The organism is Bacillus sp. MN7755 (assembly GCF_054771475.1).
This window is the reverse complement of record NZ_BTRL01000017.1, coordinates 340,624-366,073: the sequence shown is the minus strand read 5'-3', so window position 1 is coordinate 366,073 and position 25,450 is coordinate 340,624. Positions and strand designations below refer to the sequence as shown.

Genomic DNA, 25,450 nt, shown 5'->3' with positions numbered 1-25,450 from the left:
ACAATGAGTTTGAGAATAGATTAAAAAACTGATTAAACATAAAAAAGACGAGCTAAAATGTTAAAACTTTAGCTCGTCTTTTTGTATTATACAACCGCAGGATTATAAATCATCGTAAAGTGCCCTTGCAACAATTCAATTTGACAAGGTGTGTGAAGGGAACTTTCTCCATCTGTATCTACTTCTTTTTCTTCCTCTGTTTCAATATGAATGGATTTCGCTTTTACGTGGAAGATGTCATTTTCATTTGAGTCTTCAAATAGTTTCTTTCCGATATAATCTTTAAACGCTTGAATGCCTGTTGATTTGACTACGAAAATATCAAGTGTTCCGTCATCACATTTTACGTTAGGAATAAAGGAAGGGATACCACCAAGATATTCACCGTTGCCAACCATAACAAGAACAGCTTCGTCTTCATATACTTGTCCGTCGTACGTAATTTTTACCGGGAATGTTTCAGCATTTTTTACAGTCCGAATTGTACTTAAGTAGTAGCCGATTTTTCCAAGCTTTGCTTTTTCTTCTGCATCAATATTATTTGATACTTCAGAGACAAGTCCAATGCCCCAGAAGTTTAAGAAGTGTTGTCCATTTGCTTTTGCGACATCAACTGGTTTTACGTGTTCCTTTGTGATAAGTTTTGCTGCTTCTGCAATGTTTTGCGGAACGCCGAGTGTACGAGAGAAGTCATTGCAAGTTCCGCCTGGAATGATTGCAAGTGTAGGTCTAGTTTCAAGAGGTGCTAAGCCGTTTGTGCATTCAAATACTGTTCCGTCACCACCAAAGACGATAATTAAATCTACTTTACTAGCAAACTCTTGGCAATATTTTGTTGCATCACCTTGCTTTTGCGTATGAAGGATGTGTAAGTCAGGAAAAGCTGCGGCAAGAGGTGGTACGATTTTCGTTAAATTTGCATGTAAGTCGCCTTGTCCAGCTTTTGGATTTACGATGAGGAGTACTTTTTCAAATTTTGTCTTTGTCATATTTCATCTCTCCCTGTTTTTTGTAATGGAAAGAAGGAGCTGTTCTGATGTATTTCAGAACAGCTTCTTCCTATTAATAGGGTGCTAAGATTGTCAGTTATTGTCGGTAAGTCGATATATTTAAAAAATCGCCGATATAATTTGAGTTACGGTCGATATATTTGAAAAATCGCCGATATAATTTAAGATACGGTCGATATATTTTGAAAATCGCCGATATAAATTTTATGTACTATCGATTTTTTAAGTTATACGATTATTCCGTTACAACTGAAGCGATAAATGGTAAGTTACGATATTTTTCTGCGCAGTCAATGCCGTAGCCAACGATAAATTCGTCTGGAATTTGGAAGCCAACATATTCAGCTTTTAAGTCAACTTTACGACGCTCAGGTTTATCAAGTAACGTACAGAATTTGAGTGCCTTTGGTTTATGCATAAAGAAGTGATCTTTTAAGAAGTGAAGTGTTAAACCAGAATCGATAATGTCTTCTACGACAATTACGTTTTTTCCAGTAATGTTTACGTCGATATCTTTTAATAGTTTAACTTTTCCAGTTGTTTCTGTTTGATTTCCGTAGCTAGATGCAGAAATAAAGTCGATTGTTACCTCGTTTTTAATGTGACGAATTAAATCAGCAGCGAATACGAAAGATCCTTTTAGTACAGCGATGACTACGATTTCTTCTCCTTCAAAGTCACGCTCGATTTGAAGCGCTAATTCTTTTACTTTTTCTTGTAATTGTTCTTCAGAAATTAAAGTGTCTTTTATTTCAATATTCATTGGAGTCCTCCTACAGTGTAAAACTTGTGAACATTTCGACTGTAAAGGATAGGAAGGAAAAAGTCAAAGAAGATATAAGTTTTTTACAGAAATCCCCGCAAAATAGTCAGATGATATGATATACTGATTATATTAAGAAAACGCTTCCATAAAGGGTGATTATGATGAGAAAGAAAGAGTATACAAGTGCAACATTTATAAAAGCATTACTTTTAACAATTGTTCTTGGTAGTTTGGCCTACATAATTGATGTACCAGCGATTCGGATTTCACTAATTGGAATGACTTTAGTATTAGGCGCAATCTCCCACGGTATGATGTCACAGCTGCAAGAAGCTGGAGTCGATCATATGAAAGATCATATAGATGAAAAATGAGAAACCTTCACGTATAGAGAGTGAAGGTTTTTTTGTTTCTTACAAAAATGTAAGGTAGTTGTAAGGCAAATCGATAGTTGCATAGTAGTGTTTTGGATAAACTATGGGTGTAAGGTAAAAGGCAAGCATATTTTAGGTAAATTAAGTTTTAGGCACTCTATATGTGAAAAAGGAGTAGGAGGGCATGGAGAAACGTTGGACGACCTTTTCTTTTTTAGCAACTAGCAACATCGTAATGCTAGCTGGCGAAATGGATTTTTTGCACTTGTTTGATCGAGAAGATGATCATTCTTCTTCTAAATTTACAATGAAATGGAATAAATGGAGCGAAAGTTGTAGGTTTGAAGAAGAGACCCCTAACGAAGAGCAAAAGATTATTTTGACAAACCCTATTAAAGCGTGGGTTGTTCAACGTCGTAAGTGTAACGTCAAAAATCACTTAAAGAAAACTGAGCCGAGACAATTAGTTATCGCTCCGGCCCATTCTACTTCTAAATCACGCGAAAGTAACATGTAAATATTGAGACACACACCCGAAAAAACATCGTATATATTGCGATGTTTTTTTATTTTTTTACAATGAAATCTTTAAATGAAATATATTTCATCTGCATCTTATATTTATATCTCTTGTTTATTCTAGTGATACATCCGATGCGAAGTGATGTAAAACGTATAAAAGGAGAGAAATAAAATGAAAAAGAAACTATTACCGATCTGTGCAATGGCACTTTTAACAGTAGGATATTCTTCAGTAGCAAGTGCGGATACTGGATCAGTAGCAAAGGAAGATGCAGCGCAGGTGCAGCAAGATAAGGCTAAAAAAGAAGAAGCAATTAAGATACAGCAAAAGAGTGAAGAAGAGAAAAAGAGAATAGCACAAGAACAGTTAAAAAATGATATGGCAAAAAAAGAAGTAGCAAAGCCAGTTGTACAAGGTGAAAAATTACCAAATACAGCATCTAATAATGTAGCAATGATGGCACTAAGCGCGTGCCTTGTAGGGATAGGGACGTTATTTGGTTTGAATCGCCGTAATAAAGTTAAGGCGTAATTAAAATATTTCCCTATAAAGAATGGAATAATTTCATATATTAAAAATGGTAGGTTATTCCTACCATTTTTGGCATGGAGGGATGAAATATGAAGGTACTCAATTATATCGGAATTATATTGATGGCTATAGGACTATTTATGGGATCATATTATGCTATGGAATGGTATAAAGGAAAAAGCTCTGCGCAAGAATTAACGACAGAAGAAATAAAGAGCCTTAACAATATAAAACATGATCAACTTTCACATGAAACCCCTGTAACTTCTCAAGTACCTTCTTCTCAAACAGAGCATAAAGAAGGAGAAAAGGTAGCAATGTTAAATATACCGAAAATAAAAAAGAAGTTTTCTATATATTGGGGAGCAGATGATGCAACGTTGAAGAAAGGGGTTGGAATGTTCGTTAGTGATTTAACGACAACGCCATCTGGAGGGGGACATACTGTACTAAGTGGGCACCGGGATACTGTATTTACAGATTTAGGAGAGTTAAAAGAAAAAGACACTCTTATTTTAGAGTATGATAATAAAACGTACACATATGAAATTCAAAAGACATGGATTACCCATGCGGATGATCGGACTGTTATTATAAAAAAAGAAGAACCGATACTAACACTGACGACTTGCTATCCATTTGATTATATAGGGGATGCGCCAGATAGATATATTATCGAGGCGAAGTTAACTGCTAGTTATTCAAAATGAAATTGTAGTTTCTAAAAGCGGGAGGGGGATATATAAGTTATGGCAAAAAATATTTTAATTGTGGAAGATGAAGATATATTACGTGAAATATTAAAAGATTATTTTTTGAGTGAGCAATATGTAGTGTTTGAAGCAAGAGATGGGAAGGAAGCTTTAGTAGTATTTGAGGAAGAAGAGGTTGATTTAGTTATTCTTGATATTATGTTGCCGGAACTTGATGGGTGGTCCGTTTGCCGAAGAATCCGTAAGACATCCGAGGTTCCGATTATTATGCTAACGGCACGTGTAGATGAAGATGATACGTTACTTGGTTTTGAACTCGGGGCAGATGACTATGTGACGAAGCCATATAGTCCGCCCATTTTATTAGCAAGAGCGAAAAGGTTGTTAGAAAGTAGAAAAGTGACAAAGCAACTCTTAGAGAATGAAGATGATACATTATCAATCCACGGTATTCACGTTCATTTTCCGTCGCGTACTGTTACAGTAAATAGAACAGACATTAATTTAACACATACAGAATTTGAAATATTAGCGTATTTCATGAAAAATCAAGGAATCGTTTTAACGAGAGAACAATTGATTTCAAGAATTTGGGGATATGAATTTGCTGGTGATGATCGAACGGTTAATAGCCATATTCGTAATTTGAGAAACAAATTGGGAGAGAAAGCAAAGTACATTACAACTGTAGTACGAACAGGTTATAAATTTGAGGGGAATGTATGAGAAAAGGGATTGTACTAAAATTATTTACCCTCACAACAGCATTATGTATGTTAATTTTAGCGACGATATTTATTGGACAAACGATATTTTTTAAACAATATTATGCGAATCGAAAAGTGGAAGATATTAAAGTGAATTTAAATTCCTTCGAAAAGAATTATTTGAACTATGCAGGAAGTGCAGAAGGAATTCAGAAGCTGGAGCAAGACTTTTTAAGAGAAAATAATACGTGGATTACGACATTAGATCAGAACGGGAATTTAAAGCATGCAGATGATTTTTATTTTGAGGTAACGATAGATCGTAGGCAACAAAAGAGCTTTGGACAACAAATATTCAAAATTCCTTTATACAATCTCGTCAATATAGAAGAGATTGATAATAAATCATCAGATCAGTTTCTAGGCCAAGGAATTTCTTTTTCTGGAGTGAAAAAAGAAGATAGTTTTATTCCATTCTCTTTCTCGTTATCGAAGCAGAATTTAAGCGGATCTAATAAACCGTTAGAAAAAGCATTTAAGGAGAAAATGAGTAAATTAGATGAGGAGAAAAAGAAAGCAGCTGAGGAACAAGTAGGTAAGGAAAAGAAGCCGGCTGTTCAGGAGCAAGCTGCCCAAGAACCAGATGCTTACATAGGTGGGTTTGTTACGAAAGTACAGTTTCCAGATGTAAAAGGTCTTGTAAATCCAATTTATAAAAATAGTATATTCTTAGATAACATAAAAGAATTTCAAACAGATTTATTATTAAAAGAGAGCAAGCACATACAGTATGCAACACAAACAATGGACTATGAAAAAAATGATATTAAATATAAATTATTAATCAAACCAATAAAAGAAAAAGACGGATCAGTAACATATATTTATGCGATGGCTTCTTTACAGCCCGTAGATGAAGCTGTACAAATGGTGCAAGATTACTACATCTATATCATTGCATTTGTAGTCGTTCTTATTTTTTTAGCTTCGTTTTATTATTCAAAACAAATTGCAAAACCGTTATTAAAAATAAATGATACGACGAAGAAAATAGCAAAATTAGATTTTACAGAAAAAATACCGATTACTTCAAAAGATGAAATTGGGGATTTATCGAAAAATATTAATGCATTATCTAATAAACTCCATTCGCATATTGGACAGTTAGAAGAAGATATTGAAAAGGAAAGAAAGTTAGAAAAAACGCGAAAAGAATTCATTTCTGGTGTTTCACATGAATTAAAAACACCGCTGAGTATTATGAAAAGCTGTATTTCTATTTTAAAAGACGGGGTAGCTGAGCATAAAAAAGAGTACTATTTTCAGGCAATGGAACGAGAAGTAGATAAAATGGATACGTTAATTTTGGATATGCTTGAGTTAGCTAAATTTGAGTCAGGTACATATAAAATGAAAATGGATTCATTTTATATTGATACAGTAATTGAAGATATATGTGAACATCTTTCTGTACAAATAGAGAAACAAGAACTTTGTGTTCATAAAAATATAGGTCCATTTGAAGTGATGGCAAATCAAGGCCGGATTGAACAAGTCATCGTAAATTTCATTACGAATGCCATACGTTATACACCAAATAAAGAAGATATTATTATTTCTACAATAGATGAGAAAGATCGTATAAAAGTATGTATTGAAAATAAAGGTACTCACATTGAAGAAGAACAATTAGATAAAATTTGGGATCGTTTTTATCGCGTGGATGCAGCTCGTCAGCGTTCGCAAGGTGGAACAGGTCTTGGGCTTGCTATTTCGAAGAATATTTTAGAACTGCATGATGCTGAATATGGAGTAAAGAATACAGAAGATGGTGTATTATTTTACTTCTATTTACCGAAAAAAGCGTAGACAATATGATCTACGCTTTTTTAAGTTATTTTCATATTATCTTTACCTAATCTTTATTTTCAAGCGATATAATCGTGTTAGAAAATGAGGTTATGTAAGGAGTCGATGAACCGTGCATAGCAATTGGCTAAGTATAATGGTATTTATTTTCTTTTGTGCATTTATTGTTTTTTTAATTGATATTACGATATGAAAAAAAGAGCGCTCATGAAGCGCTCTTTTTGTTTGCATTTATTTGATAAGCATTGATGCTCTTGAATAAGCGTGGTGAAGTAAGGAATAAAAATATAAGTAAAACGGTACATAGAATGTAGGAACCAATCATTACGCTACCGTTTACAATTAATGAATAAAGCACAGCGGATTGACCTTTCGGTGCATATTGTCCCCAGAAAATAATACCAGCAATAAAGTGACAGAAGTAGCGAGCAAAGCTACCAATAAATGTAGCAACAATAATGTAACCAAGAACTTTCTTTCCTTCGTTCTGTTTTGAAGAAGGTTTGTCTTTACGGCTACCTAAATTGGATTGTTCTTCACTATTTTCATTGGTTGTTAAAAGTGCCTTTTGAATTGGACGATAGAATAAACCAGCAAATCCAATGAATGCGAAAGCAACGAAGTATTCAATAAGTACTTGAATTGGTGTGACGATAATGGCATCGCCGACTACAATTTGTAATAATCCCCAAATTAAGCCTCCTAAGAAAGCCATTTTGAAGCCCCAGCGGTATGCGATAATAAATATAGGAATCATAGCAAATGAGATGGAACCGCCTGTTGGAAGTTTAATTGATAATGGTAAAATGTCGATGACCATGGCGAAGGCTGCAAGAATAGCAGATTCAATCATCGCTTGTAAATTGGTGTTACGCATGTTGTCTCCCCCTAAATTCAAGTTGTACAAAAAAGAATAGATATCATAGGAGGATACGAAATACGTAAATAAAAAAGAGATATGTATTTCGGACGTTTGCACAATCCCTGCGTTAGCATTAACTAACAGGTTCTAAGGGTCGGAACGAAGTGTTCCCTCTCAGCGGTAAGGCTCCCCCTGTGATAACGAGATTCTTTATTTGCTATTGTTTATTGTAAGCGAAATGGATGAGAATGGCAAACGAATACGGTATGACAATGATTGAAATAGAATTGTAGCGAAATGTTAATAAATATGAAGCAAAAGGGTATAGTACAAGAGAAATAGAGTGTGCTATAATTTTTTTGAAAATAATTATCATTCTCTTTTGAGGGGGAAGGTTATGAGCTTAGTAGATATTAAAATCGGTGAGAAAGTGTTAGTAAAAAGCGTTCAGTCTTTAGATCATTTACTAAAGAGAAGATTGGCGGCTTTTGGTCTTTCTGAAGGAAGCGAACTTCGCATGAAGCAGAAAGCGATGTTCAAAGGTCCTTGTACATTGGAGTGTCGTGGACAGTTAATTAGTATTCGTCATTGTGACGCGAAAATGATAAAGGTGGAATTAGCGTGAATAAGGTAGCTTTGCTAGGGAATCCGAATACAGGGAAAACATCATTATTTAATGCACTTACTGGTTCTTATGAATACGTAGGAAACTGGAGCGGTGTAACAGTAGAAAAAAAGGTTGGTAAATTAAAAGATAGACAAGGAACATTAATAGATTTACCAGGCGTATATGATTTAAATCCAGTTTCACGTGATGAGGGTGTTGTAACAAACTTTCTACTAACAGAAGAATTTCAGCATATGTTAAATATTGTGGATTCCTCGCAATTTGAACGAAATATGCATTTAACGTTGCAGTTACTTGAATTTGGTAAGCCGGTTTCAATTGGTTTAAATATGGTTGATGTGGCGAAGCAAAGAGGAATTGTAATTGATGTAAAAAGGTTATCAGAACTATTAGGTGTAATAGTCGTTCCTGTCGTTGCAAGAAGCGGAAAAGGCTGTGAAGAACTACTTGCGACTCTTAAAGAAAATGACAAAAGTGAGAAAAAGCCATTCATTATTTCATATGGTGTACAAGTAGATGAAGGAATTGGAGAAGCAATTTCTCTTTTAGAGAAAGAGAAGTATGAGCATCCAAGATGGTTGGCCCTTCAATTTTTAAGTAATAACGAAGTAGTAGAAAAAGAAATGAAAGCACTACCAATTTATAAGGAACTCATAGCCATTCGATCTCGCTTAGAGGGAAAACTTGATTGTACGTTGGAGGAGCATATTTACAAAACTCGTGAAGCGTATATTGAAAAGTTAAAAACAAATGTTATGAAGCATGAGAAAGAAGGAAAAATTCCTTTTTCGGAAAAAATTGATAGGTTAATTACACATAAAGTTTTAGGACTTCCAATCTTTTTAGCAGTTATGTTTTTTATTTTTCAGGTTACGTTTACGTGGATTGGTACACCGTTATCTGATATGTTAGATGAGTTTTTTGGTGGACAGCTTACGGATTGGGTGACGGCTGGGCTCACGAGTGTCGGAGCTTCTGATTTTATTCAAGCGCTCGTTACAGAAGGCATTATTGCCGGTGTTGGTGCTGTATTAGTATTCGTTCCACAAATCTTTGCACTATTCTTTTTCATTTCATTATTAGAAGACTCAGGATATATGGCGCGAATTGCAGTTGTTATGGATAGAATTATGGAATTCTTCGGTTTAAACGGAAAAGCGTTCATTCCGATGATTATCGGTTTTGGATGTAACGTTCCAGGTATTATGGCAGCGAGAACGATTGAACAAGAGAAAGAACGTTTACTTACAGTTCTTGTAACACCATTTATGTCTTGTTCAGCACGTTTACCTGTATATGCATTATTTGCGGGAGTATTCTTCCCTCATAGTCAGGCGACTGTTGTGTTTTCTTTATATGTTGCAGGGATAGTCCTTGCGTTATTAGTTACAAAGATTATGTCTCTTACAATTTTAAAAGCGGAGAAGTCTATTTTCGTTATTGAACTACCGCCTTACCGCGTACCGCAAGCGAAAACGTTATGGCTAAGTACTTGGGAGAAAGGGAAAGGATTTGTTCGTAAAGCAGGTACATTTATCTTCGGTGGTTCTGTTGTCATTTGGCTATTAAATTATGCAGGTCCATCAGGATTTGGTGTTGATATGGGAGACAGTTATTTAGCGATGATTGGCGGATTTATCGCACCATTATTTGCCCCGCTCGGTTTTGGAACGTGGCAAGCTGCGGCATCTCTTTTAACAGGATTTTTAGCGAAGGAAGTTGTTGTTTCTACAATGGCAATTATTTATGCGGTGAAAGAAGATGTGCTTGGCAATGTAATGGGAGCACATTATACTGCGTTATCAGCTTATGCATTTATGTTCTTTATTTTATTATATGTTCCGTGTTTAGCGACAGTAGCCGTTATTAAACGTGAAACTGGATCAGCGAAATGGACGATTTTCTCAGTCGTTTATCCGCTCGTAGTTGCTTATGTATTAACGCTTATTATATACCAAGTTGGATCTTTACTCGGATTCTAAAAGGAGATGTATAATGATGGTCAATATTATAATTGGAGCTATCATTTTTGGTTATGCAGCATATACGTTAGTTCATTTTGTAAAGAGAAGTAAAAAGGGAAAATGCGCCGCATGTTCTTTAAACAAGTCATGTCAGTCGCAAACTTGTAGTCCGGATATGGAGCAAATTGCTCATAATAAATAGAAAAAAGCTTTGCGAATTTCGCAAAGCTTTTTTATTACTTTTTAATTTTTACAAGTTGTGATGATTCTACACCATTCTTTCCAGGGAATTCTTTACTTGGATCCTTATCGAATTTTAATACACCTACAGATTTTTCTTCACCTTTTACATTTCCGTAAGTTGCATCATCAACAACCGCGAACATGTCGGCATATGCACGGCCACTACCGATAATTGTGTTGCCTTCATATTTTAATTTGGCTCCATCAAGTGTAGCATTTTCTATTTTTTCTTTTGCGAATAATACACCTTGTTCTGTTGTTACAGCTGGTAATTTATCAAGTGGCTTCGTGTCGTCTTTTGCATCCACTTTGCTAAGTAATTCTTTCTTCACTAGTTCTTCACCAGTTTTCTTATCCATGACAAGAACTTTTTTACCGTCTAATGTTGTCATTTTCATTTTATAGAAGTCTTTTTCTTTCACTTCTTTTTTATTTTTATCTGTAATTTGCTGAACTTGCTCTTCTGATCCGTACAGTACAAAGCCGTTCGCTTTTTCTCCTAATAAAGAACAACCTGATAATGCTCCGAATGAAATTGCTGCTGCTAATCCGATTCCTACTAATTTTTTCATGATGATGTCTCCTTTTATCTGTTTTATAGTAAATACATTTTTGTATTAGTTCTGAAATGATGAGAAGCTTGTTTGTTGCTTCTGGTATTAGTGTATAAGAAATATGGAAACGTAACTATCGAGTTAGCTTACAGTAACATTACACTTATGTAATTTAGTGAAAGTGCACAAAAGTAAGTTAATTTTAAAGAGAGATAATGAGAATATATTAGAAATACAATATTATATCTAGAATGTCATATTATATTGGATGTATTTTGGAAATAACATGTAAGTACATCTTTGTTTTGTTATAATAAACACATAGGCTGTAAAAATGACTATTCTTTACTGTAAAGGGAGATTTTTCAGTTTTCCAAGTAGTGAATTTGAAATATGAGGTATATCATAGGAGGAATTTGGATGTCTGTATTTAAACGATTAAGAGATTTAACAATGTCAAATGTGTATTCAATAATTGAAAAAGCGGAAGATCCAGTTAAGATGACGGATCAATATTTACGCGATATGCAAGCGGATGTACAAGAAGCTGAGAAAAGTGTAGCAGCTCAAATTGCACTTGAGAAGAAATTCAAAATATTATTTGAAGAGCAAGAAGCACTTGTGAAAAAACGTGAAGAGCAAGCTCATATGGCTGTTCAAGCAAGCAATCTTGACCTTGCGCGTCGTGCTCTTGAAGAAAAACAAAATGCAGAGCAAAAAATGAATGAGTATAAAGCAAGCTATGAGCAAAACAAAGCTGCTGCTGATAATCTTCGCCTGAAGCTAGAAGAAATGCGTAAGCAATTAACAGAGCTGAAAAATAAACGTGAAACACTTGTAGCACGTGTAAATGCGGCGAAAGCACAAAAGAATATTAATCAGGCAATGTCTGGATTTGATTCAAATTCAGCGAAAGCTGGTTTAAGCCGTATGGAAGAGAAAGCTCTTCAATTAGAGGCTGAAGCAGAAGCAAGCGGTGAAGTGTACAAAAAAGAAAAATCATTAGATGATGAATTCGCAAGCTTAAACAAAAATTCTGCTGTTGACGATGAATTAGCTCGTATTATGAAGCAGTATGAGAAATAATATAGAATAGAGACAAATGAACCGACATGTCTAAACAAATTCATGTCGGTTTTCTATTATATTTAGAGGAGGTTTTGCAATGACATGGACAAATGTATTAGCCATGCTTGTATGGACTGGAGCAAGTGCAGTACTTTTATTTGCAATTATGTGGGTTGATTCGATTTTTACAAAATACAATGATTTAAAAGAAATAAAAAATGGGAATACAGCTGTAACAACTCGTTTCGTTATGAAATTATTTGCGCAAGGATACATCCTATCTCAATCAATAACGAAAGCAAATGACTTATGGCAAGCGCTACTTGCATCAGCAGTTTCTTTCGTTATTTTGTTAGTAGTAGAAATGTTTATTGAATTTGTGTTAAGGAAAATGGCTGGTTTAGATTTAGAAGAAGGTACGAAAGAAGGCAGTGTTGCACATGCGATGTTGGCCGGATCATTACATATCGTTGGTGCACTTATTTTAGGTGCTTGTTTATAAAGAGAGAAGGAGGGGTAGGTCATGAGTTTATTTAAACGAATTAAAAATATAATGAAGAGCCCAGAGCCGCAGAAACCAGAGAAAAGTTTATTAACGTTAGCTCCTGGCGATATGGTTGAAGTTTCATTAGTTATGTACGAATTAACTGGAAAAACGAGTATGCATTCTCGTAAAGAAATTGTTTTAACACTGCAAGACGGGAAAGATATTCGTTATTTAAAAATTGAAGACCGTGAAAATACGTATTACAAATTATATACACCAATTGATGGTCGTTTAGATTCGATTGATGAAATTCCGACGACAATTGAAATGGATAATACAGAGTACCATATGGAAGAGCAATATAACGGACGTGTTGTTGTGATGGGGAAAACACCATTCTCTGCTTCAGAAGAACAGCATGTATGGGAATTCCAATCAGATAATCGAAAATTATTGCGTATTGAATGGCAAAATGGTCGCACAATGATGTATGAGGGAGAAGCAATTATTCCTGCTGATGTACAAATTATAAGAGCAACGTAAGGGGGCGTAATCATGTCAAACCGATTGTTTACCATGATTAAATCGTTCGTGATCCCTATACTTGCTATCGTTATATTACTTGTTGTTGCTGGATATGCCTTATCAGGTTGTCAGGGCGGACAGACAAAGTCGATTCAGGACCGTTATCCACTTGAATCTGTCGCAAAAGAAGGTAAACAAGAATCTTACGTGTATAGGGCCGCCAATCGGTCAGTTCCTGAAGTCGCAAAGGAACTCATTAATGAAAGAGAACCGAAGCAAGCATCTAAGGAAGACGAAAATCAAATGTTCCTCGTTTATTCTGATAAGATTTATAATCTGCAAAAGGATAAAGAGAAGCCATCTGATACGTTAATTGAAATAAGTAATAAAGAGTTTGTCCGTCAAAATTACCAACCATCCTTCTTGCAAGGATATATTATGGGAAGTATTTTAAACGATATATTCGGTTCACGAAAATCATCATCCGGTGATTATCGCGGATATAATGACAGACAAAATCATAAACCAGTTATTCCAGAGAGACCACCTACAAAAGAAGAAAAGAAAACCCCGCCTCCAATTACGAAGGAAGGGAAAGGATCTATCATTAAGCGTGGCGATAATGTAGATTCGAAATCTTCTGTAGGAGATACTGGAAGTATTACGAAAAAAGGAAGCAGCACGCCTCCGCCTTCTACTGGAAGCAAAGGGAAAATAACGAAAACACCAGGTGGTTCGAGCGGATCAGATGTGAAGCCCAAATCATCTATTAAAACGCCGCCAAGGAATACATCTCCTCCGAAAACGAGGGTCGGTGGTTCTGGGAAAATTACGAAGAGAAGATAGTGTAGAGACCGAAAAGTGGAATTTGCTTTTCGGTCTTTTTTTGTTGTGGAAATAAATCCCTTTTAGTTGGTGCAATTAAGACATAAGGAGGGAATAGTATGACTATGTATAAAAGATTTAGTGTAATTATGTTCCTCGTATTATTCTTGAGCTTGTTTATTAGTAGAATGATGAAATTTCACTTTGTGGTAGGTATTCTATGGATACTATGTACATGTACCCTTTTTCTATATGTTCCGCTACGCTTTCAACATGAAGTGACGGCTTTTCAAAAGTATGTAGCGTGGATTAGACGGGGAGGAAGATGGAGCGAGTAAAAATATATCAGCGATTATTGGAATATATCGATCACAAATCAAAATATATCGGCGATTATCGGAATATATCGATCGTAATTCAAAATATATCGGCGATTATTGAAATATATCGACTTACCGACAAAAACTGACAACGGTAGTATAACAAAAAGAGGGTGTGCCAACATTTTGGCACACCCTCTTTATTCATAATGATTAATGAATATCACGTTTCTTGAAATTACCGCCTTTTACTTCTGCTACGTCATAAACTGTAATAAAGGCGTGTGGATCAATTTCATTAATAAGTTCTTTCATTTTACTTTCTTCTAAACGGTTAATTACACAAGAAATTTCTTTGAATTTCTCTCTTGAATAACCACCGTATACTTCGTTATATGTTGCACTTCGGCCTAAACGGTCACGAATTGTTTCTACCATTAATTCAGGCTCTTTTGTAATGATTTTAAATGCTTTCGAACCACTTAAACCAACTTCAACGATATGAATCACTTTCGAAGCAATAAAGTAAGCAATTGCCGAAAGGATAGCTCCTTGAAGGCCGAATACTGTTGATACGAAAATAAATACGAACATGTTTAAGAATAAAATAAGGTCACTCGTTCCAAATGGTAACTTACGAGAAAGTAATACAGCTAGCATATCGATTCCATCTAATGCTCCACCGTTACGTAATGCTAGTCCCATACCAAAACCGATGATAATACCACCAACAACTGTAACTAATAATGTATCGCCTTCAATAATAGCTGGTATTCCGTGCATGACAACGGTACCTATTGCTAATGAAGCAATCCCGATAATAGAATAAATTGCGAAGCTTTTACCTATTTGTTTATACCCTAACCAAACGAAAGGAATGTTAATAACTGCGATTAGAGCTCCTAATGGCAATCCAAATAATCTTGAACTAACGATACTTAAACCAGTTACACCACCGTCTGATACGTTATTTGGAATTAATACTGCTTCTAATCCATACGCTGTGATAAATGCCCCAATAATAATCATCAAAGCTTTTGAAGCGATTTTTAGCTTATTGGGCTTGTTTTTGATAATTTTCTCCATGTAATTTCCTCGTTTCAAACTAGTTTCTTATTTGTTACGTAATTCACACCTAAATTTCATTTTAACATTTAATTTGAAAAAATTCTCCTTTAATGGATGTATGCAGGGAATATTATCACCATATTATTATTTTAAATACACCTGTAAATGATTAGTGAGCGGGCATAATTCTGATATAAAAAAGTAGAATGAACAGTATAAATATGTACAGTTAGGGCGTTCATATTAGGGAGGAGATTCTGTGAGATACTGTACGAAATGTGGGAATGAAACGAACGAGGAGAATAAGTTTTGTGGACAGTGTGGAGAGAGTCTTAATTATGAAAAAGTAATAGCCAGTCATCCAAATAGTGATATAGAGGTTTTTTCAATAGTTGGCTTTATAACGGGATTGATATCTTGGTTTATTAATTTATGGGGGCTTGTTGGTACGGTAGCTATTGTATTTTCTATATTAGGTTTAAATAAAAAAGTGACGGGTACGAGTAAAGTGTTTGCTATTGTTGGAATCGTTTCAGGAATTATTAATGTCTTGTATGCGTTTATGTTAATTGTTTAACTAAAAAAATGATCCTCTTTCATGAAAGAGGATCATTTTTTTTGTAGCTATTAAGAAATAATAAAACTAATTACTGTTAGGAATAAAGCGAAGCCTAAAATAGTTCCACATATTTTCATATGGCGCTTACGTCCCATAACAACAATTGCGACATATTCGCGAATCATTGCATTAGGCCAGTAATAAAATGCAGTTTTTGATCCGATTCCTTGGCTATTAAGACCAGCTTGTCTTGCATATATACCAGCGCGGAAAAGGTGGAAGTTGTTCGTTGTAAAGATACTTCTATACTTACCGTCTGGTTTTAAAGAATCCATAATTTCTTTAGAGAACGACATATTTTGATATGTGTTTACAGAGCGATTTTCTTGCACTGTATGTTCAATCGGAATTCCTTTTTCAACAGCATACTTTTGCATCGCTTCTGCTTCAGGAAGACCTTCATCTGGGCCTTGGCCACCAGAGAAAATAATTGTTGGTGGTGTATTCACAGCTGCTTGTTTCCAGTAAAAGTCGATTGCTTTATTAATACGACTTGCAAGTAAAGGCGGTACTTTATCATTAATTAAGCCGCTACCAAGAACGATGATGAAATCTTGATTACGCCTTGGTCTGTTGAATTGATATAGAAAATAAGCGCTTAAGAAGTTAGATAAGTGTATGAAGAAATATACGCTTATAAGAGAAATACCTGCAAAAATAGGCTCTAAATGTGATGAGACCAAACTTGCTGGATTTATAATAGGGAGTAACATAAAGAATAACATCCCTAAAGCAGCAAGGAGTGTTAAACAGTTAGTGAACCGACGTCCTTCTCGCTTCATTAAAATTCTTGCATTAAGAAATAATCCAAACATTAAGGCAATAAAACCGAAAGGAAGCATAATGAGAAGTGCTAAAATAGGTAAAATTATAATGTAGCGTAGGACATCACTACTTGCATTCACAGATATAATCACACAAAAAAGCAGGAAAAAACAGAAAAAGGCATTAAATAAAAACCCATTTATTATTTTTCGTGGATCTTTTAGATAGGAGATAAGAAAAATAATAAACAATATAAGAGGGATAATTCCGAAAGACATAAATATAGTACACCTCAATTTGTATAAGAATTTGACATACCTTTTATATTACATGATTTTATAATTAGAAATGAAAGAAAAAGGATTTTGAATTTTCTCAATAAAATATATGAATACATATGTTAAAATGTATAAAAGGCGAGATATTAAAAGTAAAATGGTTGAAGAGGCACTCTATGGGGTGTCTTTTCTTTTAGGTATGTAATTATGCATATTATATTTATTTTTAAATGAAGAAGATTAAAATATAAGTTATAGACAGACTTTATAAAGCAGAATTTAATACAAACATTTCCCTCTACTTTTTGTATCTAACAATCGTATAACAATAAATAATTCTGTTTTATAGTGTTTGTTTATGAAGGTGTCTTCTCTGAAGGCGCCTTTTTGCTGTTTAGTATAGAGTGTTTTTACTGTTTACATAGTGGAAACTATCTATACTAAACATTAGCAATCTTCCGTATAAAGATTATCAATTTACTATATATTCCAGTAGTGTTAACCTACATATGAAAGGCTTTCTTTTTCAAAATATTACCCCTAATAAATTTTTGAAGAAGTCAACTGTCTCCAAAATTGCCATTCATGCTTAGCAAAAAAGAATCCTGCTGGATTCTTTTTTGTGTTCGACAGAATATGACAAATTATATTATTATAATTTGTTATATTGTTAAATGGTTATTATGGAAAAGAGAAGGAGACTTAAGTATGGAATTTAAAAAATTAATTTTAACAGGTGCACTTGTTGCAACTACAGCATTTACTTCAATTGGAACAGCGCAGGCAAGCGTAGGTTTTAAAGATGTTCCAAACAATCATTGGTCTTATAAAGCAATTATGGATTTAGCAAATAAAAACGTTGTTGCTGGATACGGAAATGGGATTTTTGGATTTGGTGATGATGTAACGCGTGAACAAGTTGCAGCTCTTATGTTCCGTCATTTAAAACCGGTAGTAAAAGAACAGTATAACAATCCGTATAAAGATGTTACGGATCGTTCAACTATGTTTAAAAAAGAGATTCTTGCTTTAACAGAGATGGGTGTATTCGTTGGAGATAACACAGGGAAATTTAGACCGAAAGATTCGTTAACTCGCGAAGAAATGGCACAAATTTTGACAAGGGGATTCCAATTGCAAATAAGAGGGGATCATAATTTCCCGGATGTAGATAGAAATGGATGGGCGAATCCTGCGATTACTGCAATTAAATCAAATTATATTACGGCTGGAACTGGTGATGGTAAATTCGCACCTAAAATGCATGTAAGTCGTGAGCAATACGTTCAGTTCTTATATAATGCAACGTTACCATTTGAAGAAAGACCAGGAGCAAAACAACCACAACCACAACCGAAACCGGAAGTGAAACCAGAAGTAAAACCAGATCCGAAACGTTTTGCTAATTGTAAAGAAGCAAACGATGCGGGATATTATGACATTACAAGAGATAGTCCATATTATGGTAAGCATTTAGACCGTGATGGCGATGGAATTGCTTGTGAGAAAAAGAAAAAAGGTAAATAAGAAAAAGCACTCAGTCTGAGTGCTTTTTCTTATGGAAACATGCTATTTTTTTAGGCGCTTTTCATAAAATGAAAGTAAGGAAATGAAAGTAGGTGACAAAATGCCGTCAATTGTGGAAGGTGTTATTATTGAAAACTGTAACGGAACGATTAATTTAGGAGATAAATATAACGTCCAGCCGATTGAAAAAACGAAAGCTTATAATGGATCGGGATCATCGAATACAGGGATTAAAGTACAAACATTTAGTGGTATTAGTACAGCAGATGTAGGGGATAGTGATGCGAATGACCAAGGGATACAATTTACTTTATAGAGAAATATGTAAAATTGCATAAAATGATGAACTTGCCCTGTGCTACAATCTAGCTGTGAGCTGTTAATGATTCTTCTGTATTATAGTTGTTAGATTAGAAATATAACATCCTATCGAAAATCATACGTATAAAAAAGACACTTCAAAAGAAGTGTCTTTTTTCATCTTAGTGATACCCTTTAGCGGAATCTTTATGAATTTTATTTTTAAAGATACTGTAGCTCCAAAGTTGATATCCAATAACAATTGGCACCATAACCATTGCAACGAAGAACATAATTTTTAAGTTTAATTGACTACCAGCTGCGTTGTATAACGTTGTACTATAAGCATCATTAATACGAGATGGTAACATTCTTGGGAACATGCCTGCAAAGCCTGTTGTCATAAACATTGCGATTGTTAAGCAAACGAATGTAAATGCAAGGCCGATTTTATGTTTATACACCATAATAAGTGCGAGTACACTCATTAACATGGCAAGTACCGGAAGAATGAATAGTACCGGATATTCTGTGAAATTGTGGAATAAGTTTGTACGATTAGCAGTAGCTACATAGAAAATAGCTAAAATGATAGCAGCTGCCATTGAAAATGGTCTTGCGATTTTATAAGCTCGATCAGATACTTCACCAGTCGTTTTAATCATAACCCAAAGGGCACCAGATACGACGAATATAGCAGTGAAGAACAGACCTCCTAAAATACCGTAATGATTTAGTAAGCTAAGTAAATTTCCTTCATAGCCATTTTTTCCGATTTGTAGTCCATAATAAAGGTTAGCGAAGGTAACTCCGAATAAGAAAGCAATTAGGAAACTACCAATTGTAAATGCCCATTTACAAGTTTTTTGCCAAATTGGTGAATCGTCTTTATGCATGAATTCCAGTCCAGCAGCACGAGCAAACAGTGCAAGTAATACTAAAAATAGTGGTGTATATAGGTAGCTAAACATATTTGCATATGTGACTGGGAAGGCAGCAAATGTTGCGCCACCAGCTGTAATTAACCACACTTCATTACCACCCCAGAACGGGCCGATTGCTTCTTGTAATTGATTTCGTTCCTGTCGGTCTTTCGCAACGAAAGGGAAAATCATTCCGTTACCAAGCGCATACCCATCAAGAATAAAGTAAACTGTCCAAATCACGCCCCATAAACCAAACCAGATGATTGCAAGCATATCATGAGACATGAGCTGCACCTCCTTCAGTAGCAGGTTCTTCTAATGCTGCTGGTCCTTTTTTCGCGAACTTCAGCATTAAATATACGTCTGCGATTAAAAGTAAAGTGTAGAACAAGATTAAACTAATTAATGAGAACCAAATTTGTGGAACAGATATAGGTGATACAGATTCTGCTGTACGCATTAGTTTATAAACTGTCCATGGTTGACGACCTACTTCGGCAACAATCCAACCAGCGTTAATTGCGATATATGGTAGTAAAACAGACCATATTGTAATTTTTAAGTAACGTTTTGAGTTTTCTAGTTTTCCTTTTCGGTTTAAATAGAAGCCATACCAAGTTAATGCCATAAAGAACATACCAAGTGCAACCATTAAGCGGAAGCTATAGTACACGAGGTTAACATTTGGACGATCTTCTTTCGGAATATCTTTTAAACCAACAATTTCGCCATCAAATGAGTTTGTATAGAAGAAGCTTCCTAACTTTGGAATCGTTAGGAATTCAAAGTTCTTTTCGTTTTTTACATCAGGAATTTGAACAATCGAGAAGCCTTGTCCTTTTCCAGTTTCCCAAACAGCTTCCATCGCAGCACCTTTAGCTGGTTGATATTTAGCTGCTGATACACCAGATTGATGTCCCATAAACGGTGTAATTGTTGCGGCGAATAAGCCTAACAGTAAGCCAAACTTAAATGATTTTTTGAAGAATTCAACTTCATTCTTACGTAATAAGTGATAGGCACTAATTGCCATAACGAAGAAAGCACCAACAATATAGCAACCAATTACAGTATGGAAGAACATATTCCAAGCGTATGGATTTGTAACAAGTGCCCAGAAGTCATTTAATTCAGCGCGGCCGTTACGTACGACGTAGCCAACAGGGTTTTGCATAAAGCCGTTTGCTGTAATAATCCAAAGGGCGGAAATATTTGTTCCAAGTGCAACCATCCACATACAGAAGGCACGGAACTTTGGTGAAATTTTGTCTTTACCGAATAACCATATTCCCATGAAAGTAGATTCTAAGAAGAAGGCAACGAGTGCTTCGATTGCGAGAGGTGATCCGAAAATATCTCCCATATATTTGGAGTACTCAGACCAGTTTGTTCCAAATTGGAATTCCATCGTAATCCCGGTTATAATCCCCATTACGAAATTAATTGTAAATAATTTACCCCAGAAATTTGCCATTTTGCGGTATGTTGGATTCAATGTGCGGGCGTATTGAGTTTCCATACATGCTACTAAAATAACAAGTCCGATTGTCAAAGGTACAAATAAAAAGTGATAAAAAATAGTAATTGCAAATTGAAAACGACTCAGTAACAGAACGTCGGACATAATAAATATTCACTCCTTTTTTACATTATCTACAATCAGTTTATAGTGAAAATACGTTTTAAATAGGGGGGACTTGTTACAAAGCTGTGTGTATATTTTGAAAGAATTATGTCGGTTATCTGAAAATATCCTATTTTTACTATAAATCAATATCCTTTTTGAGTTTTTTAAATTTTGGTACACTATATAAGTAATGTAAATGAGAGAAAAGAGGGTTCTTTACTATGAAGTCATTAGAAGAGATTTTACAATACAATGAAAAATTCGTTGAAGAAAAAAAATACGAAGAATATGAAACGGGAAAATTCCCGAATAAAAAAATGGTAATTATCTCTTGTATGGATACACGTCTTGTTGAATTATTACCAAAAGCGATGAATATGCGTAACGGTGATGTGAAAATTATTAAAGTAGCAGGCGCTGTTATTTCACATCCGTTTGGCAGTATTATGCGTAGTATTTTAGTGGCTGTATATGAACTTGGTGCTGATGAAGTATGTGTAGTTGGTCACCACGATTGCGGTATGGCAAAAATTCAAGCAAGCAGTACGATTGAGAAGATGAAAGAGCGCGGTGTAACAGATGAGAAATTAGATACACTTCGTTATTCTGGAATCGATTTAGAAAGATTCCTACAAGGGTTCTCTAGTGTAGAAGAAAGTGTAGAACATAGCGTATCAATACTTCGCAACCATCCATTACTTCCAGAAGAAGTACCTGTTCACGGTCTTGTTATAGATCCTGATACAGGAAAATTAGATTTAGTTGTGAATGGTTACGATAATTAAGACTTTATATTGTCATCCTTTTTATCTGGGACAGGATCAAATCCTCCCGGATGGAAAGGGTGACATTTTAATATACGCTTACATGTAAGCAAAAACCCTTTAAGGGCACCATGTTTTTGAAACGCTTCTAATCCATAATGAGAGCAAGTTGGGTAAAAGCGGCACGTTGGTGGTGTCATTGGAGAAATGAACTTTTGATAAAAGTGTATAATCCCAATAAAAATCTGTTTCATAACGGTCTCCTTTTCAGCATATTCTTAAAGTATTATAGCACGACTGTACATAATACTTTACTAATGTGCATTTCCGTTATATCATATTGGATATAACGGAATTAAATTAAAAGCGGGAGAGATGTTGTATGCCATCAGTAGAAAGCTTTGAATTAGATCATACGATTGTAAAGGCGCCTTATGTAAGACATTGCGGAGTTCACAATGTAGGTAGTGACGGTATTGTAAATAAATTTGATATACGTTTTTGCCAACCGAATAAACAAGCAATGAAACCAGATGTTATTCATACGTTAGAGCATTTATTAGCATTTAATTTACGTAAATATATTGATCGTTATCCGCATTTTGATATTATCGATATTTCACCGATGGGCTGCCAAACAGGATACTATCTTGTAGTAAGCGGAACACCGACAGTTCGAGAAATCATTGATTTATTAGAACTAACATTAAAAGATGCGGTTCAAATTACAGAAATTCCAGCTGCAAATGAAACACAATGTGGCCAAGCGAAGCTTCACGATTTAGAAGGAGCACAACGCTTAATGAACTTCTGGTTAAGCCAAGATAAAGATGAACTTGAGAAAGTGTTTGGATAAAAAGGAAAACTGCCTGTGAAAGGGCAGTTTTTTTGTAGCACCATAATAAATGAAATGATATCGACGATTTTTCAAATATATCGAACGCAACTTGAAATATATCAACGATTTTTTTAATATATCGACGTTTCGACACTGGATATCGATTTACCGACAAAAATTGACAAGGGTATGAAGCGAATAAAAAGAAGAGGCCGTCTAAAATATGTATTGGACGGCCTCTTTTTTAGGAAAGTATACTAGACACCCCAACATATAAAACAAAGACAGAACCGAGAAAATAAACAAATGCTTTTGCTTTTTCCTGTTTCTTTATTTCATCAATTCCAAACAGGATAAACATAATACTCAAAAGGATGAATACGAATGACAAAAGTATAGAGATATTTGCAAAGAGGCTAAATATAGCGAGGATGAGGGCAATCGTTGCTAGTATAATTCGAATGTTTTTAAACATATAATCCTCCTTTAAATAGACTATTTATCGGAATAGTTCTGAGAAGCTAAGAAATAAAGCACCAGCACCAGCCATGAAAGCGAGTATACCACTAGATTTTCTGTGTTGTTTTATTTCTCCTAGCGCTACAGTGAAAGCCATTAATCCTAAGAAAAAGAACATATAAGGCATCATTTCTCTATTGCCAGTAAAAAATCCGTATATTACTATACATAATGCAATGAGTGCAAAAGTAATCTGTAATCCTTTTAGCATATATATCCCCCCTGTTATTTTATATAGCTAATGATGAGGAAAATCTAAATAAATCCGATTCTTGAATCTTTTTTCTTTATTTGTTCAAGGGCAATGAGGAATAGTGAAGCTCCTAATAGAAATTGTGCAAGTGGTAGAAAGGTATTTTGAACTGTCGTTAAAGTAATACTAGATATGAGGATGGCATTGAGTACGATTAAAATAAGTAGTATACGAAGCGTATTATGAATTCTTCTTGCTGTTTTTTGTATACGGGTTATCTTCTGGTTTATCAATAGAATGTTTATAAGCATACCCCTTATTAATCGTCACGACGGAGAGTACTAATATGACTAGGACGATGATAATACCGATAATTAATATTTTGAACATGGAATCCCTCCTTTTCTTTATTTTACATAATTTTGTAATTGATGAAAACAATAGAAATAAAAAGGATGAAAGAAGGGCGTTACATGGAACAGAAAAAAACATATTATATATCAATAGGAAACGGTCAAATTTCACAAGTGAAGACGGCGGATACGTATAATTTTGAGATTTCCGCAAGTGATGAGGAAATTACGGAGTTAAGAGAGTATTTCGATCAAGCGTATGTAGAGGATTTAGGTTCATTTGTACGCTCCCACGTTCCATTTGTTGAGTATCATCACGATTCTAATAATGACCGATATGATGAACAACTACAAAAAGCATATAAAATGATTTACGATTTAGGAAATCATGAGACGAAAGAATTAGTCGCGCAAATGGGAATAATCAATGGATTATAATTGGATAATATTATGCAGAAAAGCGAGAATATGCTACAATTTGTGGTAGGAAAAACTTGTAACCATCAATAGGGGAGTAATGGCATGTACAAATTTAAAGATTATTACCACAACACTGTACAATTATCGTTTGAACGTTATCCATTTTCTCCTGAGCCAAAGCATGTTTGGGTTGTATGCCGGTACGGGGATCAATGGTTATTAACACATCATTTACGTCGCGGTCTTGAATTTCCAGGTGGTAAAGTAGAACTAGGGGAAACACCGGAAGAAGCGGCAGTTCGAGAAGTTCATGAAGAAACTGGCGGCATAGTTTCTGATTTAACTTACTTAGGACAATATAAAGTATCTGGAAAAGACAAAATAATCATTAAAAACATTTATTTTGCAACAATTAGTGCGGTAGAACAACATACGCATTACGAAGAAACGAAAGGATCTGTTTTATTAACAGACATTCCTGACAACATTAAAACGGATAGAAAATTTAGCTTTATAATGCGCGACGATGTATTGGCGCGTACGATGAAACATATAGAAGAAATCGGCTGTTTTACGAAGTAAAGTGGCCGATTTCTTTTTTTGTGCGTAAGAAAAATGTAAATATATCTTTACGTGATTTTGGGTATATTATACAATTTTGTGAAGATATATTTACATTTTAGGAGGGGAAGATGGATAACAGAAAAGAAACAACTGTTACTGTTTCGATGGTTAAATTAAATATCTATTCATTTTTTATAATATTCGCTCTAGCGATTGGAATTAGTTTTTTACATGCGCTTTTTTCAGGCGGGTTTCAAGTTGAAATTACATTGCCCGTTATGTCTCTTTTGATTATTGGAATGATTGTTCTCGTTTGTATTCATGAGGCAATACATTTAATTGGATTTCGTTATATCGGAGGTGTTCCGTGGAGTGAACTAACATGGGGCGTCAATTGGAAATTAGGTGTAGCATACGCTCATTCTAAAAAAGAAATTACAGTAAAGCAAATGAAGAAAGTGTTAATGTTACCGTTTTTACCGACTGGAATTTTGCCAATTGTATTGGGATTAGTTATGAATCTGGAGCCACTCTCATTTTTAGGAATTTTACTAACAGCGAGTTGTATCGGTGATATTGCCTTATATCAAAAAGTTTCAAAGTTTCCAGATGATGCGTTAGTTAAGGATCATCCGAGTAAACCGCAGTTTACAGTATATGAGTAAGTAAGGAAGAGGAGGCGTTTTTAAACGACGGCCTCTTTTTTGTTTGTCAGTTTTT

At 34.8% G+C, this 25,450-nt stretch carries 35 protein-coding genes and 1 riboswitch; of the genes, 22 read left to right on the top strand and 13 right to left on the bottom strand.

All coding sequences use genetic code 11. The annotated features are described in order from the left end of the window. Positions 1 to 86: 86 nt before the first annotated feature. Together ACYVEC_RS21220 and hpt are read right to left on the bottom strand one after the other, a co-directional pair. Positions 87 to 989 carry a diacylglycerol/lipid kinase family protein gene (locus tag ACYVEC_RS21220; protein ID WP_098555314.1) on the bottom strand — a complete coding sequence of 301 codons (903 nt, stop codon included), beginning with the start codon at positions 987 to 989 and terminating at the stop codon, positions 87 to 89. Positions 990 to 1,245: 256 nt separating this feature from the next. After that, positions 1,246 to 1,773 (bottom strand): hypoxanthine phosphoribosyltransferase, encoded by a 528-nt coding sequence (gene hpt / locus ACYVEC_RS21215; protein WP_002123365.1) that lies wholly within the window; start codon positions 1,771 to 1,773, stop codon positions 1,246 to 1,248. 161 nt (positions 1,774 to 1,934) lie between these two features. On the opposite strand from hpt, the gene ACYVEC_RS21210 reads away from it, so the two are divergent. The 6 genes from ACYVEC_RS21210 (at position 1,935) to ACYVEC_RS21185 (ending at position 6,493) form a co-directional block, all read left to right on the top strand. Then, positions 1,935 to 2,150, top strand: a complete 216-nt coding sequence (locus ACYVEC_RS21210; protein ID WP_061677576.1) for a hypothetical protein — start codon at positions 1,935 to 1,937, stop codon at positions 2,148 to 2,150. 184 nt (positions 2,151 to 2,334) lie between these two features. Then, entirely contained in the window at positions 2,335 to 2,667 is a 333-nt protein-coding gene (locus ACYVEC_RS21205; protein ID WP_460508189.1) for a hypothetical protein, read from the top strand. A 177-nt stretch (positions 2,668 to 2,844) separates the two neighbouring features. Continuing rightward, positions 2,845 to 3,204, top strand: a complete 360-nt coding sequence (locus tag ACYVEC_RS21200) for an LPXTG cell wall anchor domain-containing protein (protein WP_063224329.1) — start codon at positions 2,845 to 2,847, stop codon at positions 3,202 to 3,204. 89 nt (positions 3,205 to 3,293) lie between these two features. Continuing rightward, complete coding sequence (locus tag ACYVEC_RS21195; protein WP_063224328.1) at positions 3,294 to 3,914, top strand: class D sortase; 621 nt, start codon at positions 3,294 to 3,296, stop codon at positions 3,912 to 3,914. 39 nt (positions 3,915 to 3,953) lie between these two features. Beyond that, entirely contained in the window at positions 3,954 to 4,643 is a 690-nt protein-coding gene (locus ACYVEC_RS21190) for a response regulator transcription factor (protein WP_061686144.1), read from the top strand. After that, positions 4,640 to 6,493, top strand: a complete 1,854-nt coding sequence (locus ACYVEC_RS21185) for a sensor histidine kinase (RefSeq protein WP_063224327.1) — start codon at positions 4,640 to 4,642, stop codon at positions 6,491 to 6,493. The genes ACYVEC_RS21190 and ACYVEC_RS21185 overlap by 4 nt, the downstream gene beginning before the upstream one ends. Positions 6,494 to 6,698: 205 nt before the next feature. On the opposite strand, the gene thiT is transcribed toward ACYVEC_RS21185, so the two are convergent. Further along, the gene (gene thiT / locus ACYVEC_RS21180; RefSeq protein WP_063223654.1) at positions 6,699 to 7,370 is read right to left on the bottom strand and encodes an energy-coupled thiamine transporter ThiT; all 672 of its coding nucleotides are present in this window, start codon (positions 7,368 to 7,370) and stop codon (positions 6,699 to 6,701) included. A gap of 86 nt (positions 7,371 to 7,456) precedes the next feature. Next, positions 7,457 to 7,558, bottom strand: a riboswitch (TPP riboswitch). A 194-nt stretch (positions 7,559 to 7,752) separates the two neighbouring features. On the opposite strand from thiT, the gene ACYVEC_RS21175 reads away from it, so the two are divergent. From ACYVEC_RS21175 to ACYVEC_RS21165, 3 genes are read left to right on the top strand one after another with little or no spacing between them, the layout of a single operon-like run. Next, on the top strand, positions 7,753 to 7,980 hold the full coding sequence (locus tag ACYVEC_RS21175; RefSeq protein ID WP_000060518.1) for a FeoA family protein: 228 nt from the start codon (positions 7,753 to 7,755) through the stop codon (positions 7,978 to 7,980). Further along, on the top strand, positions 7,977 to 9,965 hold the full coding sequence (gene feoB, locus ACYVEC_RS21170) for a ferrous iron transport protein B (RefSeq protein ID WP_063223653.1): 1,989 nt from the start codon (positions 7,977 to 7,979) through the stop codon (positions 9,963 to 9,965). The genes ACYVEC_RS21175 and feoB overlap by 4 nt, the downstream gene beginning before the upstream one ends. A gap of 13 nt (positions 9,966 to 9,978) precedes the next feature. Continuing rightward, on the top strand, positions 9,979 to 10,149 hold the full coding sequence (locus ACYVEC_RS21165) for a FeoB-associated Cys-rich membrane protein (protein WP_000989586.1): 171 nt from the start codon (positions 9,979 to 9,981) through the stop codon (positions 10,147 to 10,149). A 34-nt stretch (positions 10,150 to 10,183) separates the two neighbouring features. Here the strand turns inward: ACYVEC_RS21165 and ACYVEC_RS21160 are convergent, their stop codons facing one another. Beyond that, a complete protein-coding gene (locus ACYVEC_RS21160) occupies positions 10,184 to 10,762 on the bottom strand; it encodes a lipoprotein BA_5634 family protein (RefSeq protein ID WP_098555315.1) in 579 nt (192 codons plus the stop codon). Between the two features lie 402 nt (positions 10,763 to 11,164). Between ACYVEC_RS21160 and ACYVEC_RS21155 the strand changes: the two genes are divergently transcribed. The 5 genes from ACYVEC_RS21155 to ACYVEC_RS21135 all read left to right on the top strand — a co-directional run bounded on the left by ACYVEC_RS21155 (position 11,165) and on the right by ACYVEC_RS21135 (position 13,987). Then, positions 11,165 to 11,830, top strand: coding sequence for a PspA/IM30 family protein (locus ACYVEC_RS21155; protein ID WP_000110279.1), 666 nt, complete (start codon positions 11,165 to 11,167; stop codon positions 11,828 to 11,830). A gap of 79 nt (positions 11,831 to 11,909) precedes the next feature. Then, positions 11,910 to 12,314, top strand: a complete 405-nt coding sequence (locus ACYVEC_RS21150; protein WP_002067791.1) for a DUF350 domain-containing protein — start codon at positions 11,910 to 11,912, stop codon at positions 12,312 to 12,314. A gap of 21 nt (positions 12,315 to 12,335) precedes the next feature. Next, positions 12,336 to 12,842, top strand: coding sequence for a DUF4178 domain-containing protein (locus ACYVEC_RS21145; protein ID WP_063223651.1), 507 nt, complete (start codon positions 12,336 to 12,338; stop codon positions 12,840 to 12,842). 12 nt (positions 12,843 to 12,854) lie between these two features. Then, positions 12,855 to 13,670, top strand: coding sequence for a DUF4247 domain-containing protein (locus ACYVEC_RS21140; protein ID WP_063223650.1), 816 nt, complete (start codon positions 12,855 to 12,857; stop codon positions 13,668 to 13,670). Positions 13,671 to 13,768: 98 nt separating this feature from the next. After that, positions 13,769 to 13,987, top strand: a complete 219-nt coding sequence (locus ACYVEC_RS21135) for a hypothetical protein (protein WP_431113941.1) — start codon at positions 13,769 to 13,771, stop codon at positions 13,985 to 13,987. A gap of 195 nt (positions 13,988 to 14,182) precedes the next feature. Here the strand turns inward: ACYVEC_RS21135 and ACYVEC_RS21130 are convergent, their stop codons facing one another. Beyond that, positions 14,183 to 15,055 carry a YitT family protein gene (locus tag ACYVEC_RS21130; protein ID WP_000411240.1) on the bottom strand — a complete coding sequence of 291 codons (873 nt, stop codon included), beginning with the start codon at positions 15,053 to 15,055 and terminating at the stop codon, positions 14,183 to 14,185. A 241-nt stretch (positions 15,056 to 15,296) separates the two neighbouring features. Here ACYVEC_RS21130 and ACYVEC_RS21125 point away from each other — a divergent pair, with 241 nt between their 5' ends. Beyond that, positions 15,297 to 15,614 carry a zinc-ribbon domain-containing protein gene (locus tag ACYVEC_RS21125; RefSeq protein ID WP_460508178.1) on the top strand — a complete coding sequence of 106 codons (318 nt, stop codon included), beginning with the start codon at positions 15,297 to 15,299 and terminating at the stop codon, positions 15,612 to 15,614. Positions 15,615 to 15,664: 50 nt separating this feature from the next. Here ACYVEC_RS21125 and ACYVEC_RS21120 read toward each other — a convergent pair whose 3' ends face one another. Continuing rightward, positions 15,665 to 16,699, bottom strand: a complete 1,035-nt coding sequence (locus ACYVEC_RS21120; protein ID WP_063223647.1) for a YdcF family protein — start codon at positions 16,697 to 16,699, stop codon at positions 15,665 to 15,667. Between the two features lie 708 nt (positions 16,700 to 17,407). Between ACYVEC_RS21120 and ACYVEC_RS21115 the strand changes: the two genes are divergently transcribed. Both ACYVEC_RS21115 and ACYVEC_RS21110 read left to right on the top strand, forming a co-directional pair. Then, positions 17,408 to 18,226 (top strand): S-layer homology domain-containing protein, encoded by an 819-nt coding sequence (locus ACYVEC_RS21115; RefSeq protein ID WP_460508173.1) that lies wholly within the window; start codon positions 17,408 to 17,410, stop codon positions 18,224 to 18,226. An 82-nt stretch (positions 18,227 to 18,308) separates the two neighbouring features. Further along, entirely contained in the window at positions 18,309 to 18,542 is a 234-nt protein-coding gene (locus ACYVEC_RS21110) for a spore germination protein (RefSeq protein ID WP_063223645.1), read from the top strand. A gap of 166 nt (positions 18,543 to 18,708) precedes the next feature. Here ACYVEC_RS21110 and cydB read toward each other — a convergent pair whose 3' ends face one another. Both cydB and cydA read right to left on the bottom strand, forming a co-directional pair. After that, positions 18,709 to 19,737, bottom strand: a complete 1,029-nt coding sequence (gene cydB / locus ACYVEC_RS21105; RefSeq protein WP_063223644.1) for a cytochrome d ubiquinol oxidase subunit II — start codon at positions 19,735 to 19,737, stop codon at positions 18,709 to 18,711. Then, entirely contained in the window at positions 19,727 to 21,076 is a 1,350-nt protein-coding gene (cydA, locus tag ACYVEC_RS21100; protein ID WP_063223643.1) for a cytochrome ubiquinol oxidase subunit I, read from the bottom strand. Before cydA ends, cydB begins: the two co-directional genes overlap by 11 nt. A gap of 224 nt (positions 21,077 to 21,300) precedes the next feature. On the opposite strand from cydA, the gene ACYVEC_RS21095 reads away from it, so the two are divergent. Beyond that, on the top strand, positions 21,301 to 21,864 hold the full coding sequence (locus ACYVEC_RS21095; protein WP_000838170.1) for a beta-class carbonic anhydrase: 564 nt from the start codon (positions 21,301 to 21,303) through the stop codon (positions 21,862 to 21,864). Here ACYVEC_RS21095 and yidD read toward each other — a convergent pair. Further along, complete coding sequence (gene yidD, locus ACYVEC_RS21090; RefSeq protein WP_063223642.1) at positions 21,861 to 22,097, bottom strand: membrane protein insertion efficiency factor YidD; 237 nt, start codon at positions 22,095 to 22,097, stop codon at positions 21,861 to 21,863. The genes ACYVEC_RS21095 and yidD overlap by 4 nt on opposite strands. A gap of 128 nt (positions 22,098 to 22,225) precedes the next feature. Here yidD and luxS point away from each other — a divergent pair, with 128 nt between their 5' ends. Next, positions 22,226 to 22,699 carry an S-ribosylhomocysteine lyase LuxS gene (gene luxS, locus ACYVEC_RS21085; protein ID WP_001141371.1) on the top strand — a complete coding sequence of 158 codons (474 nt, stop codon included), beginning with the start codon at positions 22,226 to 22,228 and terminating at the stop codon, positions 22,697 to 22,699. Between the two features lie 226 nt (positions 22,700 to 22,925). Here luxS and ACYVEC_RS21080 read toward each other — a convergent pair whose 3' ends face one another. The 4 genes from ACYVEC_RS21080 to ytzI are packed head-to-tail and all read right to left on the bottom strand — an operon-like array spanning position 22,926 to position 23,783. After that, a complete protein-coding gene (locus ACYVEC_RS21080; protein WP_063223641.1) occupies positions 22,926 to 23,156 on the bottom strand; it encodes a YczI family protein in 231 nt (76 codons plus the stop codon). Between the two features lie 24 nt (positions 23,157 to 23,180). Next, on the bottom strand, positions 23,181 to 23,411 hold the full coding sequence (locus tag ACYVEC_RS21075) for a YczI family protein (RefSeq protein WP_199677837.1): 231 nt from the start codon (positions 23,409 to 23,411) through the stop codon (positions 23,181 to 23,183). 44 nt (positions 23,412 to 23,455) lie between these two features. Next, positions 23,456 to 23,641, bottom strand: coding sequence for a hypothetical protein (locus tag ACYVEC_RS21070; protein ID WP_080468579.1), 186 nt, complete (start codon positions 23,639 to 23,641; stop codon positions 23,456 to 23,458). Then, positions 23,634 to 23,783, bottom strand: a complete 150-nt coding sequence (gene ytzI, locus ACYVEC_RS21065; RefSeq protein ID WP_063223638.1) for a YtzI protein — start codon at positions 23,781 to 23,783, stop codon at positions 23,634 to 23,636. Before ytzI ends, ACYVEC_RS21070 begins: the two co-directional genes overlap by 8 nt. Before the next feature lie 83 nt (positions 23,784 to 23,866). Between ytzI and ACYVEC_RS21060 the strand changes: the two genes are divergently transcribed. From ACYVEC_RS21060 to ACYVEC_RS21050, 3 genes are all read left to right on the top strand, one after another. After that, complete coding sequence (locus tag ACYVEC_RS21060; protein WP_000435821.1) at positions 23,867 to 24,184, top strand: hypothetical protein; 318 nt, start codon at positions 23,867 to 23,869, stop codon at positions 24,182 to 24,184. Between the two features lie 84 nt (positions 24,185 to 24,268). After that, positions 24,269 to 24,748 (top strand): antimutator 8-oxo-(dGTP/GTP)ase, encoded by a 480-nt coding sequence (gene mutTA / locus ACYVEC_RS21055; protein WP_000276389.1) that lies wholly within the window; start codon positions 24,269 to 24,271, stop codon positions 24,746 to 24,748. A 110-nt stretch (positions 24,749 to 24,858) separates the two neighbouring features. Then, on the top strand, positions 24,859 to 25,395 hold the full coding sequence (locus ACYVEC_RS21050) for a DUF3267 domain-containing protein (RefSeq protein WP_098555203.1): 537 nt from the start codon (positions 24,859 to 24,861) through the stop codon (positions 25,393 to 25,395). Positions 25,396 to 25,450 lie beyond the last annotated feature (55 nt).